The following is a 17,725-nucleotide window of genomic DNA, read 5'->3' as shown; positions in this document are numbered from 1 at the left end:
AGCAGGAGGGACGACATGAGCCAGCCACCGGGGCCGTTGCGACCGGAGCAGCAGCACGAGCTCGTCCGGCAGATCGGCGCGGTGCTGACGGGGCAGGTGCCACCGGGGTGGCGGCAGCTGCGGGTCGAGTACCGCGCCGCCGGCCGGCACATCGAAGCCGATCTGCTGGTGACCGCCCCGGACGGGCTGCCCCGGACGCTGCCGCCGCACCCGGAGGCCGTGCGGCTGCTCGGCGTCCTGCGGGCGGGCATGTACCAGCCCGGCCTCGGCACCTGGCTCACCGCGGTCCTCGTCGTCGACCCGGGGCAGCCGCCCGAGGTCGACTTCGGGCGGCCGGACCTCGAACCGCCGTTCCGGCGGCCGCCGCCACCCATCGGCTTCCAGGACGAGCTGCGGTTCTTCCCGCGCGCCGAGGAGCGGATCCCGGGCTGGCTGCGGGAGCGGGCGGGGCTGCCGTCGCCGCCACCACCACCGCCGCCCATCCCGGACGGCCCGGTGCACACGCCCCGCATCCACGACGGCCTCGACGCGTCGGGCCGGCCGCTGATCCGGCGTCAGCCGCTCGTCCCGGCCGAGATCGAGCGCGTGCTCGCCTACCTGGACGGGGCGCCGGTCATCCTGGCGTCGCGCAGCAACGGGACCGACGCGTTCGCGCCCGACCGGACCGACGCCGTGCCGATGAACTTCCGCACCGACGGGGCGTGGGCGTGGCCCGGCGCGGTCGCGTACTACCTGCGTGAGCACGGGGTGCCACCGGACCCGGAGCTGGTCGCCCACATCCGGGCCCGGCGGTTCGTCCCGCCGTCGGAGGTCACCGCCGAGGCCACGGTCCTGGCCCTGGCGGCGATCACCGGGGAACGGCCTCAGACGACGGTGTAACCGGCGTTCGTCAGCGCGATCTCGATCTCCTTGCAGTGCTCGGGACCGCGGGTCTCCAGCGCCAGCACGACGTCGGCCTCGCCGAGGTCGAGGCTGCCGGAGATCCGGGAGTGCTCGACGTCGAGCACGTTCGCGCCCAGCCCGCTGACGCACGAGAGCACGCCCACCAGCGACCCCGGCCGGTCCGGGACCCGCAGGTGGAGCCGCAGGTAGCGGCCGCCGGCGGTCATGCCGTGCTGGATGATCTGCAGGAGCAGCACCGGGTCGACGTTGCCGCCGGAGAGGATGGCCACGACCGGCGGCTCGAACGCGCCGGGGTGCTGCAGCAGGGCGGCGACGGTCGCCGCGCCGGCGGGCTCGACGACCAGCTTGCGCCGTTCCAGGCAGAGCAGGACGGCCCGCGAGAGCGACTGCTCGGACACCGTCACGACGTCGTCGACCAGGGATTCGACGTGGGCGAAGCTGACCGGGCCCGGCTCGCCGACGGCGATCCCGTCGGCCATCGTCGAGGTCTGGCTCAGCCGGACCGGCGTGCCCGCGGCCAGCGACGGCGGATACGCGGCGGCTTCCTCGGCCTGGACGCCGACGACCCGGACGTCCGGGCGCACGGCCTTCACGGCCGACGCGACCCCGCCGACCAGCCCGCCGCCGCCGGTGGCGACGAGGATCGTCTTGACCCCGGGCACCTGCTCCAGGATCTCGAGGCCGACCGTGCCCTGGCCGGCGATGACGTCCCGGTGGTCGAACGGGTGGATGAACACCGCCCCGGTCCGCTCGCCGAACTCGATCGCGGCGGCGAGGGTCTCCTCGAGCAGCGCGCCGTGCAGGTGGACGTCGGCGCCGTAACCGCGCGTGGCGGCGAGCTTCGGCAGCGGCGCCCGCAGCGGCATGAAGACGGTCGACTTGGCGCCGAGCAGCGACGACGCGAGCGCGACGCCCTGCGCGTGGTTGCCGGCACTGGCCGCGACGACGCCCCGCGCGCGCTCTTCGTCGGTGAGGCCGTGGATGCGGGTGTAGGCCCCGCGGATCTTGAACGACCCCGTGCGCTGCAGGTTTTCGCACTTCAGGTGCACCGGACCGCCGTGGAGCCGGCGCAGGTCGCGCGCGTGCTCCATCGGCGTCACCCGGGTCACTCCTTTGAGGAGTTCGCGGGCGGCCTGGATCCGCTCGATGGTGACGAGTTCCATGAGCCGGATGATGCCACTCAGGAGATCCACAGGTTGATCGGACCGGGAGCCGGGTACCCTTGGCGTGTCAACTCGCGGTAAACAGGGAGCAACCATGGCACGGGGGAACGACGCGAACGCCGCTAAACGGGCGCGCGCCACCCGCTCCGCCGGGCTGGTCCCGCTCGTGATCGGGCTGGCGTCGGCCGCCGCCCTCACCGGTGCCGCGTACATCACGGTGGACAGCGCTTCCTGCGCGTCGCCGGCCCAGTACATCCGCCACGACAGCCACGTCGAGCTGGTCGGCGGCTGCGTCGATGGCGCGGACCTGCCCGCTACGGGTACACCCAAGTCCGGCACCGTGGTGCACGGCAACTACAACCCCTGACCTGCGCAAAGCCCGCGAAAACGGCGCCGGAGCTGCTTGCTCCGGCGCCGTTTCCGCGTCTGGGGAAGGTCAGCCGAGGGCGGTCAGCAGGTCCGAGACCAGGTCGGTGCCGTCCTCGATGCCGACCGACAGGCGCAGCAGGTCCGACGGCACCTGCAGCGTCGAGCCCGCGGTGCTCGCGTGCGTCATCTTGCCCGGGTGCTCGATCAGCGACTCGATGCCGCCGAGCGACTCGGCGAGGATGAACAGCTTGGTGCGGGACGCGACGTCCAGCGCGGCCTGCTCACCGTCGACGTGGCTGAACGAGACCATCCCGCCGAAGCGGCGCATCTGCTTCGCCGCGATCTCGTGGCCGGGGTGCTCCGGCAGGCCCGGGTAGTAGACCTTCGCGACCTTCGGGTGCTTAAGCAGCGCCTGCACGACCAGCTCGGCGTTGTCGCTGTGCCGCTCCATGCGCAGGGCGAGGGTCTTGATGCCGCGCAGGGTCAGCCACGCGTCGAACGGGCCGGGCACCGCGCCGGCGGCGTTGCGCAGGTAGAAGAACTGCTCGCGCAGCTCGTCCTCGTTGGTGACGATCGCGCCGCCGACGACGTCGGAGTGACCGCCGAGGTACTTGGTGGTGGAGTGCAGCACGATGTCCGCGCCGAGCGACAGCGGGTTCTGCAGGTACGGCGTCGCGAACGTGTTGTCGACGACCAGCCGGGCGCCGGCGTCGTGCGCGACCCCGGCCAGCGCGGCGATGTCGGCGATGCCGAGCAGCGGGTTGGTCGGCGACTCGCACCAGATCAGCTTGGTCTCGGGCCGGATCGCGGCGCGCACCTCGTCGAGGTTGCCCAGGTCCGCGACCGTGTGCTCGACGCCCCAGAGGCTGAGTACCTTGTCGATCAGGCGGAACGTGCCGCCGTACGCGTCGTTGCCGAGCACGAGGTGGTCGCCGGGGCGGAGAGTGCTGCGCAGCACGACGTCGGACGCGGCCATGCCGGACGCGAAGGCGAGGGCGTGGCGGCCGCCTTCCAGCGAGGCCAGTGCCTCCTCCAGCGCGCTGCGGGTCGGGTTCGCGGTGCGCGAGTACTCGAAGTCGCCCTCACGGGTCCCGCCCACGCCGTCCTGCGCGTAGGTCGAGGTCTGGTAGATGGGCACGATGACCGCGCCGGTGCGGGGGTCGGGCTTCTGACCGGCGTGGATCGCGCGAGTCTCGAATCCCAATTCGGAGTAGTCGTCCACCATCCGTTCAGCGTACGGCCCGGCCCGGGCATTCCCGTCAGGTGGGATATATCTCAGGCCTGACGCTCGAATCGCGGGAGCCCGCACCACCGCGCGGCCGGCGCCGAGATCGCCAGCGCGAGGGTGGCGACGGCGGGCGGCAGTACCACGAGCAGCGCCAGGACCCCGCCTGCGACCAGGCCACCGGGACCGACGTCGAGGGACGCCAGTCCCGTCGCCGACAGCAGCAGCGACGTCAGCGTCGCGACGATCGCCGTCGTGCTGCCGACGATGCAGCCCAGCCTGCCCAGGGGGTCACGGCGCAGCAGCAGGACTCCGCCGGGCAGGAGGGCGGCCGTGAGCAGCAGGCCGACCACCGCGTGAACGGCGGTGCGGGCCGCGTCGTCCGGGAACCGGAACAGCGTGACGACGTCCAGGAGCAGTCCCGCCAGGTAGAGCAGCCCGCCGAGCAGGGCGAGGCCGCCGGCGGCGCGCGCCGTCCCGGCGTCGTCGATCGTGATCACGGGGCCCGAGGATAGGGCCCCGGCTCACCAGGTCCGTGACGTGTACGCGCCCTGGCCGCTGAACACCGGCAGCGTGGGCGTGCTGCGGTAGCGCAGGTACCGGAAGGTCGGCGGCAGGAACGCGAGCACCAGCACGAGGACCGCGAGCCCGGCGAGGCCCACCCGGTCGACCATGGCGAGGCCACCGTGCGTGAACATCGCGTCGACGTATCGGGCGAGCGGTACCCCGGCCGAGAGCGGCTCGACCAGCAGGGCGCCGATCGCCAGCAGCGCGCCGACCCCGAGCAGGATCGCGCCGGCGGTCGCGCGGAACAACGTCGCGAGCGAACCGAGCAACAGCACGAGACCGGCAACGAGAAAGCCGGCCAGATCGACGAGAACCAACGCGGGCAGCATGCCGAGGCTGAATTCGGCGGGCATGTCGAGAAAGATCTTGACCGGCACGAAACCCGCGGCGACCGCGGCCGGTAAACCGAGCACCCCGGCCAGCACCGCCGTTACTCCGGACGGCCTAGCGGATGAATACGAATGCGAATGCGCTACCGGGTAACCGCGTGGACCGGTCACAACTCCCCCATCAACAGAGCACGAGTCGACGGCGCTCACCCTAGTCGGGAAAAGTGGAAGGAGTCAGGAAAAAGATCGGAATTCGGCCGGACGGCGGAACCCAAGATCATTTTCCTGCGGTAGCGGCAGAAATCCTGTCACGCGATCGCGGCGAGCGGTTTAGCCACCGGTTGTCCTATTCGGACAATTGCGTGTCCGGCTATAAATGCAGCGTGCCCCGGAGCCGAATTGGCTCCGGGGCACGAAAACGGTGTTCACCAAGATCCGGTCAACTTCCGACAACACCCGGGACGACCGCCGGAAGGCGAGTCACGGTGTGTGCTGCCGGTCAACCCGAACGGCTCAGTGTCACCACTGCTGCGGGGGCTGGCCCGGCTGGCCGAACCCACCGTTGGGCGGACCCTGCTGCTGCGGCGGCTGACCCCAGCCCTGCGGCGGCTGACCCGGCTGCTGGCCCGGCTGCTGCGGGTAGCCGTGCGGCGGCTGGCCCGGCTGACCGAAACCACCCGGCTGCTGGGGCTGCTGCGGCTGCTGGGGGAACCCACCGCTCGACGGCTGCGGGAACCCGCCACTGGCCGGGTTGGGACCGCCCGGCTGGCCGTAGCCCGGGGGCGGGCCGTAACCCTGCGGCGGCTGGCCGAAGCCCTGCGGCGGCGGACCGGGCTGCCCCGGCTGGTGGCCGAACCCGGGCTGCTGCGGGCCACCGAACCCGGGCGGCGGACCGCCGAAGCCCTGGTTCGCCGGCCCGGCGGGCGCGGCACCGCCGGCCCCGAGGCCGACGAACTGCGCGGTCGCCGGGATGAGCCCGAGCACACCGACGATCAGGATCAGGATGCCGCAGATCATCGGCGGGATGCCGATGCCCGTCGCGCTGTCGATGTTCGCCCCGAGGCCCTTGAGCTTGTCGAGGTAGTCGGAGCTCGGCGTGGTCCCGGTGAGGATCAGGACCGAGAACAGCGTGACCAGCGCGCCGCCCGCGGCGACCGCGATCGGCAGGATCTTCTTGATCGACGCGGGCAGCCGCCCGGCGATCGCGAGCCCGACCCCCGCGGCCAGCGCGACGAGGCTGAAGACCAGCAGCAGGATCACGTACAGCCACAACGTGCCCGAACCGACCGTGCCCGCGTCGTCCAGGAACTTGTCGACCTGGTCGGCGGGCGCGCCGTCGAACAGCTTCGAGTAGTCACTGGCGTCGCCGAAGTACACGAAGGCGAAGATCAGCGAGAGGAGGCCCAGCAGGGCCACGACGCCACCGGCGATGTAGCCGAACATCCCGTTGCCGCCGCCGGCCGAAGGCGGGCCGAACTGCGGCGGGCCGCCGAACCCGGGCTGCTGCGGACCGCCGAACCCGGGCGGGCCACCGAAGCCCTGCGGCGGCTGGCCCGGCTGACCCGGCTGGCCGAAGCCGCCCGGCTGCTGCTGGCCGTAGCCGCCAGGCTGGCCGTAACCACCCTGCTGCTGGCCGAAGGCCGCGGCCGGGTTGTCGGCCGCGCTCGGCGGCGGGGTGTACGGGATCGACGGCGGCGGCTGGGAACCCGGCGGGACCAGCTGCGTGGACTCCCCGACCGGGGCGTCACCGCCGGCCGGGTTCACCCACTGCGTCGCGTTCGCGTCGACCGGGGGCAGCGCCTGAGTAGCGCCCGCCCCGCCCTCACCCGGCCGGGTGGGCTGGACGACCTGCGTCGGCTCCGGCGTCTCTCCGAACGGAGAACCGCCCTGTGGCTGACCGGGCTGCACGACCTGCGTCGGCTCCGGACTACCGAACGGGTTGTCCTGCTGCGGCTGGGGGCCACTCGGCGGGCCTTGAGGTGGCTGGCCGCCACCCCACGGCTGGTTCGGTGGCTGCGGTGCACTCATGTGGGTCTTGAACCCCCTTGACGAGGACGCGAAAGTGTTCTATTTGCGCCCACGCTATCGGATCACCCGGCGGGGCGCTCGTAACGCCCCGGCCGGGTCCGCCGATTAAGATTCTTCTCGGCTCGAGTTCACCGGCCGGCCAGGAAACCCAGCAGGTCGTGCCGCGTGACGACGCCGGCGGGCTTGCCGTCGACCAGCACGAGCGCGCCGTCGGCCCCTTCGAGCGCGGTCATCGCGGAACCCACCTGCTCACCTCCGCCGATCGTCGGCAGCGGCGGCGACATGTGCCGGTCGAGCCGGTCGGCCAGCTGCGCCTTGCCGGTGAACAGCGCTTCGAGCAGGTCACGCTCGTTGACCGCGCCGACGACCTCGGCCGCCATCACCGGCGGCTCCGCGCTGACCACGGGCATCTGGCTGACGCCGAACTCGGCCAGGATCGCGATGGCCTCGGCGACCGTCTCGTTCGGGTGCGAGTGCACCAGGGCCGGCAGCTGCCCGCTCTTCTTCGTCAGGACGTCCGCGACCGTCGCGCCCGAGGAGTCCGGGGGCAGGAAGCCGTAGGAGGACATCCAGGTGTCGTTGAAGACCTTCGTCAGGTAGCCGCGGCCGCCGTCGGGCAGCAGCACGACCACGACGTCGTCCTCGGTGAGGCGCTCGGCGAGCTTCAGCGCGGCCGCGACGGCCATCCCGCAGGAGCCGCCGACCAGCAGGCCCTCTTCGAGCGCGAGCCGGCGGGTGACCTGGAACGAGTCGGCGTCGGAGACCGGGATGATCTCGTCGGCGACGTTGCGGTCGTAGGTCTCCGGCCAGAAGTCCTCGCCGACGCCTTCGACCAGGTAGGGGCGGCCGCTGCCGCCGGAGTAGACCGAGCCCTCCGGGTCGGCGCCGACGACCTGGACGGCGCCGTCGCTGACCTCCTTGAGGTACTTGCCGGTGCCGGAGATCGTGCCGCCGGTGCCGACACCCGCGACGAAGTGGGTGATCTTCCCGTCGGTCTGCTTCCACAGCTCCGGGCCGGTGGAGAGGTAGTGGCTCTCCGGGTTCTGCGGGTTGGCGTACTGGTTGGGCTTCCAGGCGCCGTCGATCTCGCGGACCAGGCGGTCGGAGACGTTGTAGTAGGAGTCCGGGTGCTCGGGCGCGACCGCGGTCGGGCACACCACGACCCGGGCGCCGTACGCCTTGAGCACGTTGCGCTTGTCTTCGCTGACCTTGTCCGGGCAGACGAAGACGCACTGGTAGCCCTTGCGCTGGGCGACCATGGCCAGCCCGACGCCGGTGTTGCCGGACGTCGGCTCCACGATCGTGCCGCCCGGGCGCAGGGCACCGGACTTCTCGGCCGCTTCGATCATCCGCAGCGCGATCCGGTCCTTGACCGAGCCACCCGGGTTCAGGTACTCGACCTTGGCCAGCACGAGCGGCTTGAGCCCCTTGGTCAACGAGTTCAGCTTGACCAGCGGGGTGTTGCCCACGAGGTCTGCGATGTGCTCTGCGTACTCCACGACCGTCAGCCTAAACGGCCTACCGGTGGCGTTGTCCACCCAGCACGGAGCAGACCCGGGCGGACTCCGGGTGCGCGTCGGGTAGTGACGGGGCGTTGTGCGCGAGGTCGGGCCGTTCCGGCGCCGGCGTGTCGCTAAGCCACCAAGCCGCTAACCGGTGCCGATCCCGGACCCGAGGGTCGCTGCACGCTGAGCCGTCATCCCGTCCCGGAGATCCCGCCCGGCGCTGCGCGCGGTGCGGAAACCCATCGGAGTCAGGAAGGCCCAGCAAGTGCGTCGACGTTCGGCGTTCACCGGTTCACCTCCCCCGTTCCGGAATGACGAAGCTCTTTCCGGGGCCGATTCTATCGGGCGCCGGGATCACGCGGTTCACCCTTTCGAGTCAACCGGGTCCGGTCCGGATTGCCGTCGATCGGGCGCTCTTCCCAGTCCTGGGGCCAGGTCCTGGCGGGCCCGGGCACCGCCTCGGCCCCGGCGAGCCGCGCCACGGTCTTCGTGCCGAAATCGACCGGACCAGCGAAAACGGCACCGTTGAACGAGTCCTTCCTCCCACCGAAAACCGTGCCGCGAAAATCGAGAAGGCCGATGAACTCCGCTTGGTTGAAGTCGGCTTTGGTGCCGAATTCGGTGCCGCGGAAGGACGTGAGCTCGTAAAACTTCGCGCCGAAGCACACGATCGACCGGATCGAACAGTGCGAGAGGGTCAGCCCGACCAGCGTCGCCCCGGAGAAGTCCAGGTCGACGTCCGGCCAGAAACCTTCGTTCGGTTGTTCGACGGATCCGGTCCGCAGGTGCAGCATCAGGATGCGCTGCGCGGTCTTGCGGACCTGCAGCTCCTCGATGTCTTCCCCCTCGGCGTCGTAGGGCATCCGCAGGTACGCGCAGAGGACGTTGACGATGGTCTGCCGGTGCGGCGGGTAACCGCCGGCGAGCCGTTCGAGCGAGTACAGCCCGGCGAGCCGGACCGGCGCCTTGTCGCTGCCGAGCTGGTCGGCGGCCTTGCTGTAGATCTCGGTGACCCGGCGTTCGGTGGCGTCGTGGTCCTTCTGCACGAGATCCAGCTCCGCCGACCGCTGGCGCCGCGCGGCGAGCAGCAGGGCGGCGGCGCCCCCGGTCCCGACGACGATGTTGGCGGCGGTCTTCAGGGCCTCCAGCCGCGCGGAGTCCTCGGGGCGGCCGCCGCCGAGCAGGGTGAGCAGCAGCGTCGCGGCGACGCCCGCCACGACCAGCAGCCCGGCTCCCCAGAGCAGGATCGTCCTCGTGCCCAGCACCCGCGTCTCGGTCCCCACGGGGTGATCCTGCCAGGCGTCGTGTTGCCTTGGTCGCGTTCGGCTTTGCGACCGGGGCCACAGGCGGCACTATGGTGAGCAACCGCTTAGCTCGCGATACGAGGATGTGTCACGTCATGCCTGAAGCCGTCATCGTCTCCACCGCGCGCTCGCCGATCGGGCGGGCCAACAAGGGCTCGCTGGTCAGCATGCGACCCGACGACCTGACCGTGCAGATGATCCAGGCGGCACTGGCCAAGGTGCCGCAGCTCGACCCCGCCGACATCGACGACCTGATGCTGGGCTGCGGCCTGCCGGGCGGCGAGTCCGGGTTCAACATGGGCCGCGCAGTCGCCGTCGAGCTCGGTTACGACCACCTGCCCGGCTGCACCATCACGCGCTACTGCTCGTCGAGCCTGCAGACCACCCGGATGGCGTTCCACGCGATCAAGGCCGGCGAGGGCGACGTCTTCATCTCGGCCGGCGTCGAGACCGTGTCGCGGTTCTCGAAGGGCAGCTCGGACTCCTGGCCGGACACCCACAACCCGCTGTTCGCCGACGCCGAGCACCGGACGGTGGCGACCGCCGAGTCCGGCACCGACTCCTGGACCGACCCGCGTTCCGCCGGCGACGTCCCCGACGTCTACATCGCGATGGGCCAGACCGCCGAGAACCTGGCGCGGCTGAAGGGCGTCACGCGCGAGGACATGGACGAGTTCGGCGTCCGCTCGCAGAACCTGGCCGAGAAGGCCATCGCGGACGGCTTCTGGGCCAAGGACATCACCCCGGTGACGCTCCCGGACGGCACAGTCGTCTCGAAGGACGACGGCCCCCGCGCGGGCGTCACCGTCGAAGGCGTCTCGGGCCTGAAGCCGGTGTTCCGCCCGGACGGCCGCGTCACGGCGGGCAACTGCTGCGCACTGAACGACGGCGCGGCGGCGCTGGTCGTCATGTCCGACACGAAGGCGCGCGAGCTGGGCCTGACGCCGCTGGCGCGCATCGTCTCGACGGGCGTCACGGGTCTTTCGCCGGAGATCATGGGGTACGGCCCGGTGGACGCGTCGAACCAGGCGCTGTCCCGCGCCGGCCTGTCGATCGGCGACATCGACCTGGTGGAGATCAACGAGGCGTTCGCGGCGCAGGTCATCCCGTCGTACCGCGACCTGGGCATCGACGTCGACCGCCTGAACGTCAACGGCGGCGCGATCGCGGTCGGCCACCCGTTCGGCATGACGGGCGCGCGCATCACGTCGACGCTGATCAACTCCCTGCAGCACCACGACAAGCAGTTCGGCCTGGAGACGATGTGCGTGGGCGGCGGCCAGGGCATGGCGATGATCATCGAGCGCCTCTCCTGACCCGCTGACCCTTCGACGGCGAAGGCCACCACCGGAAGTCCGGTGGTGGCCTTCGCCGTGTCCGGAGGGTCGACACGCGTGATTCAGAGGTCGACACGCGTGATTGAAGGGTCGACACGGCGAATCCTGGCCGGCGGAGCCGTGTCGACCCTCTGATCACGCGTGTCGGCTCGCCAATCACGCGTGCCGACCCGCTGATCACGTCGCGAAGGTGATCCGGAGGGTCGGCTCGCGTGCCTGGGCGGTCGGCTCGCGTGCCTGAAGGGTCGGCTCGCGTGATTGAAGGGTCGACACGGCGAATCCCGGTCCGCGGAGCCGTGTCGGCTCGCCAATCACGCGTGCCGACCCGCTGATCACGTCGCGGAGGTGATCCGGAGGGTCGGCTCGCGTGTCTGGGCGGTCGGCTAGTGGACCATCACCGGTGGGGTGATCTCGTCGCCGTCTTCCGACGGGGCTGTCGGGAGGGCCGGGCGGGACTTCGGGAGGAAGAACGCCGGGATCAGGCACAGCGACACCAAGACCAGGGACCACACGAACGTCGTCGAGAAGGCGTCCGCCGCCAGGCCTGTTGCCGCGGTGTGGGACTGCGGGCTCAGGATGGCCGCCGTGGCCGCCAGCTGGCCCTGGGCCGTCGGGACGCCGAACTTGCCCGCCAGCAGGGCCGCGAGGATCGTCGCCATCACCGCCGAGCCGATCGCGCCCGCGGTCTGCTGGACGATGTTCGTCGCCGTGGACGCGCGGGCCATGTCCTTTGGCTGCAGCGTCTGCAGCGCCGACGTCGTGATCGGCATCATCGTGCAGCCCATGCCGAGGCCCATCACGAACAGCGCCGACAGCAGGACCGGGTACGGCGTGGTCGCGGTGACCTGGGTCAGCATCGCCATCGAGCCGACGATCAGCACCAGGCCCGGCAGCACGATCTTCCGCGCCCCGACCTTGTCGGCCAGCCGCCCGGTGATCGGCATCATGATCATCGCGCCGAAGCCCTGCGGGGCCAGCAGCAGCCCGGCGTGCAGCGTGGTTTCGCCGCGCACCAGCAGGAAGTACGTCGGCAGCAGCATCATCCCGCCGAGGAACGCGACGAAGAACAGCGACATCGTCACCATCGCGACCGTGAACGTGCGGTTCTTGAACAGCCGCAGGTCCACCAGCGGGTTCGGCACCTTCAGCGCGCGCACCACGAACCCGGCCAGCAGCACCAGCCCGGCCAGCGCCGGCAGCCACACCTCGACGGCGCCGATCCCGCCCGCGGACGGGATCTTCGAGACACCGAAGATCAGCGCCGCCAGGCCGGGCGAGACCATCAGCATGCCGACGAAGTCGAAGCGGCCGGACGGCTCCGGGGCGTCCTTCGGCAGCAGCCGCCACGACAGCAGCAGCGTGACGACGCCGATCGGCACGTTGATGAAGAAGATCCAGCGCCAGCTCACCGCGTCGACCAGCCAGCCGCCGAGGATCGGGCCGCCGATCGGGCCCAGCAGCATCGGCACGCCGAGCACCGCCATCACGCGCCCGATCCGCTGCGGGCCCGCCGCGCGGGTCATGATCGTCATGCCGCACGGCATCAGCATGCCGCCGCCGAAGCCCTGCAGGACGCGGAACAGGATCAGCGTTTCGATGTTCCACGCCACGCCCGCGAGCATCGAGCCCGCCAGGAACAGCACGATCGCGATCATGTAGAGCCGCTTGGTGCCGAACCGGTCGGACGCCCAGCCGGTGACCGGGATCACGGTGGCGAGCGCGAGCAGGTACCCCGTGGAGACCCACTGGATGACGTCGAACGACGTCGAGAACTCGATGGTGAGCTTCTGCAGCGCGACGTTGACGACCGTGGTGTCCAGGATCGCCATGATGGCGCCGAGGACCACCACGGAGGCGATCTTCAGCACCCCGGCGTCGAGCGCGTCACCCTGCGGCGCGGTGGCCGTACTTTCCGTTGACATAAGGAACAATTCCCCCAGTTGGTGGTTTCCTGCGCGAGGGTACCGGGGGCCACCGACAAAAAACGTCTCAGCAGATGCTGTCCGTCGGGACGGGGTTGGACAGCCCGAACAGCGGCCGCAGCTTCAGCCCGATCCAGGTGCCGCCGAGCGCGAAGACGCCCCACAGCCAGCCGTGCAGGCTGCCGGTGGAGATGCCGCCGAGGTACGCGCCGATGTTGCAGCCGCCGGCCATCCGCGCGCCGACGCCCATCATGATCCCGCCGAGCACCGCCGCGACGGCCGTGCGCCACGGGATCGAGCTGTGGATCTTCCACGCGCCCGCGGCCGCGGCGGCCACCGCGGCGCCGATCATGATCCCGATGTCGGTGAGGCTGTTCTTGTCCTTCCAGATCGGGTTGGCCAGCGATGTCGCATTGGACTTCTGCTGCCAGAACTCCCAGCTCTCCGGGTGCAGCCCGAACACCTGCAGGATCTTCGCGCCCCACAGCGAGAACGCGCTGGTGACGCCCCAGATCCCGCCCGAGACGAGGAACACCGCACCGGCGAGCACGCCCAGCACGACCGCGCCGACCAGCATCGGCCACGAGCCGCGGAAGACCCGCGCGAAGCCGCGCGCGGTCGGCACGACGTCGGCGGGCGGCGGTGTGCGGCGGCGCTGCACCGCGCGGGTGACCAGCACGATCCCGGCGAGCACGGCGATCGTGATCGCCCACGAGCCGAACCAGCCGACGTGGTCGGCCAGCAGCACGCCCTTGAGCTCGGGCCAGCCGCTGAGCACCGGGTACGCCCAGGTGTAGAGCACCGACCCGGTGATGAACCCGCCCAGCGTCAGCACGATCGTCGACTGCCCGGAGCCGACCGCGAACAGCGTGCCGGACGCGCACGCGCCGCCGAGCTGCATGCCGATCGCGAAGAGCGTCGCGCCGACGAAGAGGGCGAGCCCGAGCGGGCTCGCCGTCGGCGCGGGTTTGCTGCCGAACAGCCCGGTGCCGGTGCCGGCGATCAGCGCGATGAGCGTCGCGGCGGTGCCGAGCAGCACGGTGTGGGCCCGCAGGCCCTGGCCGTTGCCGACCGCGATCAGCTGCCGCCACGCCGAGGTGAAGCCGAAGCGCGAGTGGAACAGCGCGAGCCCGAGGCCCAGGCCGAGCAGCAGGAGGACGCCGAACTTGGCGCCGTAGCTCGCCCAGACGTACCAGGTCAGGCCCACCGCCAGCACGCCGGCGACGGCCAGCGGCACCGCGCGGACGGGCTCTTCCGGCTGCGGCACGGGTGCGGCGCAGGAGGTGGGGAACTCGAGGAACTTCTTGTCACCGGCCGGGGATTCGGTCGTCGCCACCAGTACTCCAGGCTTGGGTCGGCGGAGCAGGACGATCAAAGTTAGGTCCGGTGCCGGGTCCGCCGCAGCTCGTCGCACAGTGTGGGACGAACGGATCAACCACGGTTACGCCGAAGGCCCCCTCGCGGGCACGCGAGGAGGCCTTCGACGGGCTGAGAACTATCTACTTCTTCGCCTTGAAGCACATCGTCAGTGCGGGCTGCGGGTACGCCACGGCGATGACGTCCTGGCTGTCACCGCAGGCGTTCTTGTCGGCCTGGCCTTCGACGACCTTCACGACCTCGGCTTCACCGCTCGGGTCGCTGCACGGCACCTTCTTGTAGCCCTCGGTCTTGGAGGTCAGGTTCGCCAGGCAGTCCCCCTGCTTGGCGTTGACCATCAGGCACAGCTTGTAGGAGCTGCGGCCCGTGACGGAGTAGGTGTCGTACGGCGACTCGATGCCACCCGGGCACTCGTCGCTCGCGCTGTCGAGCTTGGCGCCGATCTTCACGTTCGCGTTCACGTCGGCGCAGTCGGCCTTGACCGGGTCGTCGCCGCCCGTGGTGAACTGGGTGATCGTCAGGCAGTCGCCGACGGCGGAGCTGCCCGGCGACTTGGCGAAGTTGATGATCGCCAGCGTGCCGCCGACGACCACGATCACCGCGACGATCGCGAGGCGGATCCAGAGTGCCTTCGACTTCTTCGGCGCGACGGGCGGCGCGGGCGGGTAACCGGGCTGGCCGAACTGGCCGGGCTGCCCGGGCGGCGGCCCGTACTGGCCCGGCTGCCCCTGGACCGGCTGGCCCTGGGGCGGCGTGCCGTACTGCGGCTGCGGCTGGCCCTGCGGCGGCGTGCCGTACTGCGGCTGGCCATACTGCTGCTGCGGCTGGCCGCCGGGAGGCGGCCCGTAGGGATCGGGCTGACCCACCGGCTGCTGGCCCCCGGGGGCCGGAGGGGGAACGCTCACTGTGAACCTCACACATGTGAAATAAGAGAACCGACCGGCACATCAAACACGCAGTGTGATCAGCATCCGCAGCGGGGTCCACGTATGGGGCATTAACCGACAGAAAGGGCGCCCCGTTGATTACGGAGCGCCCTCAATGCGGAACTGTGAGCCAGATTACTCGCGGAGGTACGACAGCAGCCGCAGGATCTCCAGGTACAGCCAGACCAGGGTCGTCATCAGGCCGAAGGCGACGTACCAGGCCCACTTCGACGGCACGCCCTCGCGGATCATCCGGTCCGCCTGGTCGAAGTCGAGCAGGAAGCTGAACGCCGCGATGCCGATGCAGACGATGCTGAAGATGATGGCGATCGGGCCGCCGTCACGCAGCGGGTTGAAGCCGAAGGCCACCGCGCTGATCAGGTTGAACAGCATGAGGATCGCGACACCGACGACGGCGCCGACGATCCACTTGGTCAGCTTCGGGGTGACCTTCACGGCGCCGGTCTTGTAGACCACCAGCATGCCGATGAAGACACCCATCGTGCCGATGATCGCCTGCAGCGCGATACCCGGGTAGATCACTTCGAACACGCCGCTCACCGCGCCGAGGAAAAGACCTTCGGCGGCCGAGTAGACGAGCGTCAGCGGCGCGCTCGCCTTCTGTTTGAAAATGATCACCAGCGAGATCACGAGCCCGACGACCAGGCCGCCGAGCATCGCCCCGATGAGCGCGCCGGGCAGCCGGCCGGTGTCGGCCAGCTGGTTCTGCGCCCAGATCGCGGTGACGATCCCGACGAGCAGCGTCACGCCGAGGCTGATGCCCGTCTTGACGACGACGTCGTCGACGGTCATGGGGCGGTCGCCCTCGTTGGCGGAGACCTGTCCCGGGCCGTACCCGGGCACGCCACCCTGGGGCTGGTTGAAGCCCACCGGGGGGCCGTACTGGCCGTAAGTCTGAGTTCCGCCCTTTGGCAGGTTGCGGAACGCCGGGTTGCTACTGGAACGCACCTGATCCTCCTGGATCTGCTGCTCTGTGAATCAACGCTGCGTGAATCAAGGCTGCATAGGGTCCAACGACCGCCGGGGACGCGCGGTTCCCGTCGAGTAAAGACAACTTTACTCGACGTCTGATCAGCGGTCTTCGCGCACACCGTATGCGACGGACGCCACGACCGTTCACCGACAGGCACCCGATGGACGCTAGACATTCTGGACCCTGCGGCGAGACGCTCACCTCACGTGGTCGGTTCTTCACCGAAAGCGTGCCTGGGTTGTGATCAAACGTGTGACCTGCGACGACGCCCCCGACGTCGGCGCGGACCAGCGAAGGAGCCGACACACCATGGTGTGGTCCCCGAACCCCCGCGCGGGTCGTCGCGCGCTCACCAGCCTGATCGCCGTGGCCCTGCTGGGTGCGCTCTCGGTGACCGTCGGCGCCCCGGCGGCGTCGGCGGCGTCACAGGAGGGCATCGGCTACGAGGTCAAGCCGGGCCAGCCGATGAACCCGACACCGAGCCGCAACTGGCTGGGCTCCTACATCGTCGGCGGGCAGCAGGTGTTCTGCGTGAGCTTCCAGCTCAAGGCCCCGAACACCGACGAGGAGTACAAGCCGGGTGACGAGCTGCTGACGAAGTGGGGCACGAAGCTGCCCGCCGACCAGGCGGCGAACATCTCCTACCTGCTGCTGCGCTACGGCGACACGAAGAAGCCCGAGGAGGCCGCGGCGCTCGCGCACCTGCTGCACTCCTGGACGGCCGCACCGCGCTCGGCCGCCGACCTCGACCCGTCGCTGACCGCCGACAAGATCGGCTACGACGCGGACTTCCACCTGGGCAAGCTGCCCGCGGACGCGAAGGCCGCCGTGGACCGGCTGACGACCGAGGCCGAGACGAACCGCGGCCCGTGGACCGCGTCGGTCACCGCGCCGAAGGACGACCAGCACGTCGGCACGCCCGGCGAGTGGACGGTGACGGTCAAGAACGCCAAGGGCAAGGGCGTCGCCGACGTCGACGTGAAGCTGACGGCAACCGCTGCCACCCTCGCCGAGGGCACGGACACCACGGCGGACGCGGGCAACTCGAGCCCGCAGGCCGCGGCGAAGGACGTCACCCTCAAGACCAGCGCGGACGGCACGGTGAAGGTCTCGCTGACGCCGACCGGCGACAAGCCGGCGCTGGCCGCGTCGCTCACCGCGCCCGCCGACCGGCCGTACGTGCGGGCGCCGGTGAACACCGGTGTCCAGCGGGTCGTGTCGACCGGCGGCGAGAAGGAACTGACCGCCGAGGGCGTCGTCGCCGTCGCGAAACCGGGCGCGGTGCAGGTGAGCAAGGTGGACGCGGACAGCGGCAAGGGCGTCGGCGGGGCGGTCCTGCGGATCACCGGCGCGGACAAGACGACGGCCGCGCTCGACCAGGACGGCAAGCCGCTGAACGGCGCCGACGGCAAGCCCGCCGTCGTCACCACCGACGGCAAGACCGGCGCCGTCACCGTCGAGAACCTGCGGGCCCCGCAGGACGTCTGCGTGGTCGAGGTCAGCGCGCCGCCGGGCTACACGAACGCGTTCGACCCGAAGAACCCGCCGTCGGCCTGCGGGAAGATCGAATCCGGCAAGACGCTGGCGCTGACGGTGTCGAACAAGCCGAACGAGGTCCCGCACGCCATCCCGGCGGGCGGCCCGCCGACCGTGCTGGCCCAGGGCGCGGTCGAAACCAGCTACTCGACGGCCGGTGTCGCCGGGCTCGGCCTGCTCGCCCTGGTGGGGTCCGCGTTGGTCGGTCTCGCCGCGCGGCGCGCCTCGCGCAGGTAACGC

15 protein-coding genes are annotated in these 17,725 nt (G+C 70.7%); 4 read left to right on the top strand and 11 right to left on the bottom strand.

Going from position 1 to position 17,725, the window contains the following annotated elements; genetic code table 11:
- Positions 1–15 precede the first annotated feature (15 nt).
- The gene (locus ACIOD2_RS09495) at positions 16–879 is read left to right on the top strand and encodes a ferredoxin (protein WP_400536350.1); all 864 of its coding nucleotides are present in this window, start codon (positions 16–18) and stop codon (positions 877–879) included.
- Here ACIOD2_RS09495 and ilvA read toward each other — a convergent pair.
- Positions 864–2,066 (bottom strand): threonine ammonia-lyase, encoded by a 1,203-nt coding sequence (gene ilvA, locus ACIOD2_RS09490; RefSeq protein WP_400536349.1) that lies wholly within the window; start codon positions 2,064–2,066, stop codon positions 864–866. The genes ACIOD2_RS09495 and ilvA overlap by 16 nt on opposite strands.
- A gap of 94 nt (positions 2,067–2,160) precedes the next feature.
- Here ilvA and ACIOD2_RS09485 point away from each other — a divergent pair, with 94 nt between their 5' ends.
- Positions 2,161–2,433, top strand: coding sequence for a hypothetical protein (locus tag ACIOD2_RS09485; RefSeq protein ID WP_323323498.1), 273 nt, complete (start codon positions 2,161–2,163; stop codon positions 2,431–2,433).
- 69 nt (positions 2,434–2,502) lie between these two features.
- Here the strand turns inward: ACIOD2_RS09485 and ACIOD2_RS09480 are convergent, their stop codons facing one another.
- The 6 genes from ACIOD2_RS09480 to ACIOD2_RS09455 form a co-directional block, all read right to left on the bottom strand.
- The gene (locus ACIOD2_RS09480; RefSeq protein ID WP_400536348.1) at positions 2,503–3,660 is read right to left on the bottom strand and encodes a cystathionine gamma-synthase; all 1,158 of its coding nucleotides are present in this window, start codon (positions 3,658–3,660) and stop codon (positions 2,503–2,505) included.
- A gap of 50 nt (positions 3,661–3,710) precedes the next feature.
- Positions 3,711–4,160, bottom strand: coding sequence for a hypothetical protein (locus ACIOD2_RS09475; protein WP_400536347.1), 450 nt, complete (start codon positions 4,158–4,160; stop codon positions 3,711–3,713).
- 24 nt (positions 4,161–4,184) lie between these two features.
- Entirely contained in the window at positions 4,185–4,580 is a 396-nt protein-coding gene (locus ACIOD2_RS09470; RefSeq protein ID WP_323323504.1) for a hypothetical protein, read from the bottom strand.
- 495 nt (positions 4,581–5,075) lie between these two features.
- Complete coding sequence (locus tag ACIOD2_RS09465; protein ID WP_400536346.1) at positions 5,076–6,584, bottom strand: hypothetical protein; 1,509 nt, start codon at positions 6,582–6,584, stop codon at positions 5,076–5,078.
- Between the two features lie 128 nt (positions 6,585–6,712).
- A complete protein-coding gene (locus ACIOD2_RS09460) occupies positions 6,713–8,083 on the bottom strand; it encodes a cystathionine beta-synthase (protein WP_400536345.1) in 1,371 nt (456 codons plus the stop codon).
- Between the two features lie 344 nt (positions 8,084–8,427).
- Positions 8,428–9,372 (bottom strand): pentapeptide repeat-containing protein, encoded by a 945-nt coding sequence (locus tag ACIOD2_RS09455; RefSeq protein ID WP_400536343.1) that lies wholly within the window; start codon positions 9,370–9,372, stop codon positions 8,428–8,430.
- Positions 9,373–9,488: 116 nt separating this feature from the next.
- On the opposite strand from ACIOD2_RS09455, the gene ACIOD2_RS09450 reads away from it, so the two are divergent.
- Positions 9,489–10,709, top strand: coding sequence for an acetyl-CoA C-acetyltransferase (locus ACIOD2_RS09450; protein WP_400536341.1), 1,221 nt, complete (start codon positions 9,489–9,491; stop codon positions 10,707–10,709).
- A 404-nt stretch (positions 10,710–11,113) separates the two neighbouring features.
- Here the strand turns inward: ACIOD2_RS09450 and ACIOD2_RS09445 are convergent, their stop codons facing one another.
- From ACIOD2_RS09445 to ACIOD2_RS09430, 4 genes are all read right to left on the bottom strand, one after another.
- Complete coding sequence (locus ACIOD2_RS09445) at positions 11,114–12,652, bottom strand: DHA2 family efflux MFS transporter permease subunit (protein WP_400536339.1); 1,539 nt, start codon at positions 12,650–12,652, stop codon at positions 11,114–11,116.
- 67 nt (positions 12,653–12,719) lie between these two features.
- Positions 12,720–13,988, bottom strand: a complete 1,269-nt coding sequence (locus ACIOD2_RS09440) for a YeeE/YedE family protein (RefSeq protein WP_400536337.1) — start codon at positions 13,986–13,988, stop codon at positions 12,720–12,722.
- A 163-nt stretch (positions 13,989–14,151) separates the two neighbouring features.
- Positions 14,152–14,934 carry a hypothetical protein gene (locus tag ACIOD2_RS09435; protein WP_400536336.1) on the bottom strand — a complete coding sequence of 261 codons (783 nt, stop codon included), beginning with the start codon at positions 14,932–14,934 and terminating at the stop codon, positions 14,152–14,154.
- A gap of 156 nt (positions 14,935–15,090) precedes the next feature.
- Positions 15,091–15,924 carry a Bax inhibitor-1/YccA family protein gene (locus tag ACIOD2_RS09430; protein ID WP_400536334.1) on the bottom strand — a complete coding sequence of 278 codons (834 nt, stop codon included), beginning with the start codon at positions 15,922–15,924 and terminating at the stop codon, positions 15,091–15,093.
- Between the two features lie 334 nt (positions 15,925–16,258).
- Between ACIOD2_RS09430 and ACIOD2_RS09425 the strand changes: the two genes are divergently transcribed.
- Positions 16,259–17,722, top strand: a complete 1,464-nt coding sequence (locus ACIOD2_RS09425) for a SpaA isopeptide-forming pilin-related protein (RefSeq protein WP_400536333.1) — start codon at positions 16,259–16,261, stop codon at positions 17,720–17,722.
- The last annotated feature ends 3 nt before the right edge of the window (positions 17,723–17,725 follow it).

Source organism: Amycolatopsis sp. NPDC088138 (assembly GCF_044741685.1).
In the GTDB taxonomy this organism is placed as follows: domain Bacteria; phylum Actinomycetota; class Actinomycetes; order Mycobacteriales; family Pseudonocardiaceae; genus Amycolatopsis.
The sequence above is the reverse complement of the archived record's forward strand: the minus strand, read 5'-3'. Positions and strand labels throughout refer to the sequence as shown.

What these genes read in the sequence shown, in the direction of transcription:
- ACIOD2_RS09465 (WP_400536346.1), bottom strand. Translation starts at nt 6,584, where the DNA reads ATGAGTGCACCGCAGCCACCGAACCAGCCGTGGGGTGGCGGCCAGCCA.
- ilvA (WP_400536349.1), bottom strand. Translation starts at nt 2,066, where the DNA reads ATGGAACTCGTCACCATCGAGCGGATCCAGGCCGCCCGCGAACTCCTC.
- ACIOD2_RS09425 (WP_400536333.1), top strand. Translation starts at nt 16,259, where the DNA reads ATGGTGTGGTCCCCGAACCCCCGCGCGGGTCGTCGCGCGCTCACCAGC.
- ACIOD2_RS09470 (WP_323323504.1), bottom strand. Translation starts at nt 4,580, where the DNA reads ATGCCCGCCGAATTCAGCCTCGGCATGCTGCCCGCGTTGGTTCTCGTC.
- ACIOD2_RS09485 (WP_323323498.1), top strand. Translation starts at nt 2,161, where the DNA reads ATGGCACGGGGGAACGACGCGAACGCCGCTAAACGGGCGCGCGCCACC.
- ACIOD2_RS09480 (WP_400536348.1), bottom strand. Translation starts at nt 3,660, where the DNA reads ATGGTGGACGACTACTCCGAATTGGGATTCGAGACTCGCGCGATCCAC.
- ACIOD2_RS09445 (WP_400536339.1), bottom strand. Translation starts at nt 12,652, where the DNA reads ATGTCAACGGAAAGTACGGCCACCGCGCCGCAGGGTGACGCGCTCGAC.
- ACIOD2_RS09495 (WP_400536350.1), top strand. Translation starts at nt 16, where the DNA reads ATGAGCCAGCCACCGGGGCCGTTGCGACCGGAGCAGCAGCACGAGCTC.
- ACIOD2_RS09450 (WP_400536341.1), top strand. Translation starts at nt 9,489, where the DNA reads ATGCCTGAAGCCGTCATCGTCTCCACCGCGCGCTCGCCGATCGGGCGG.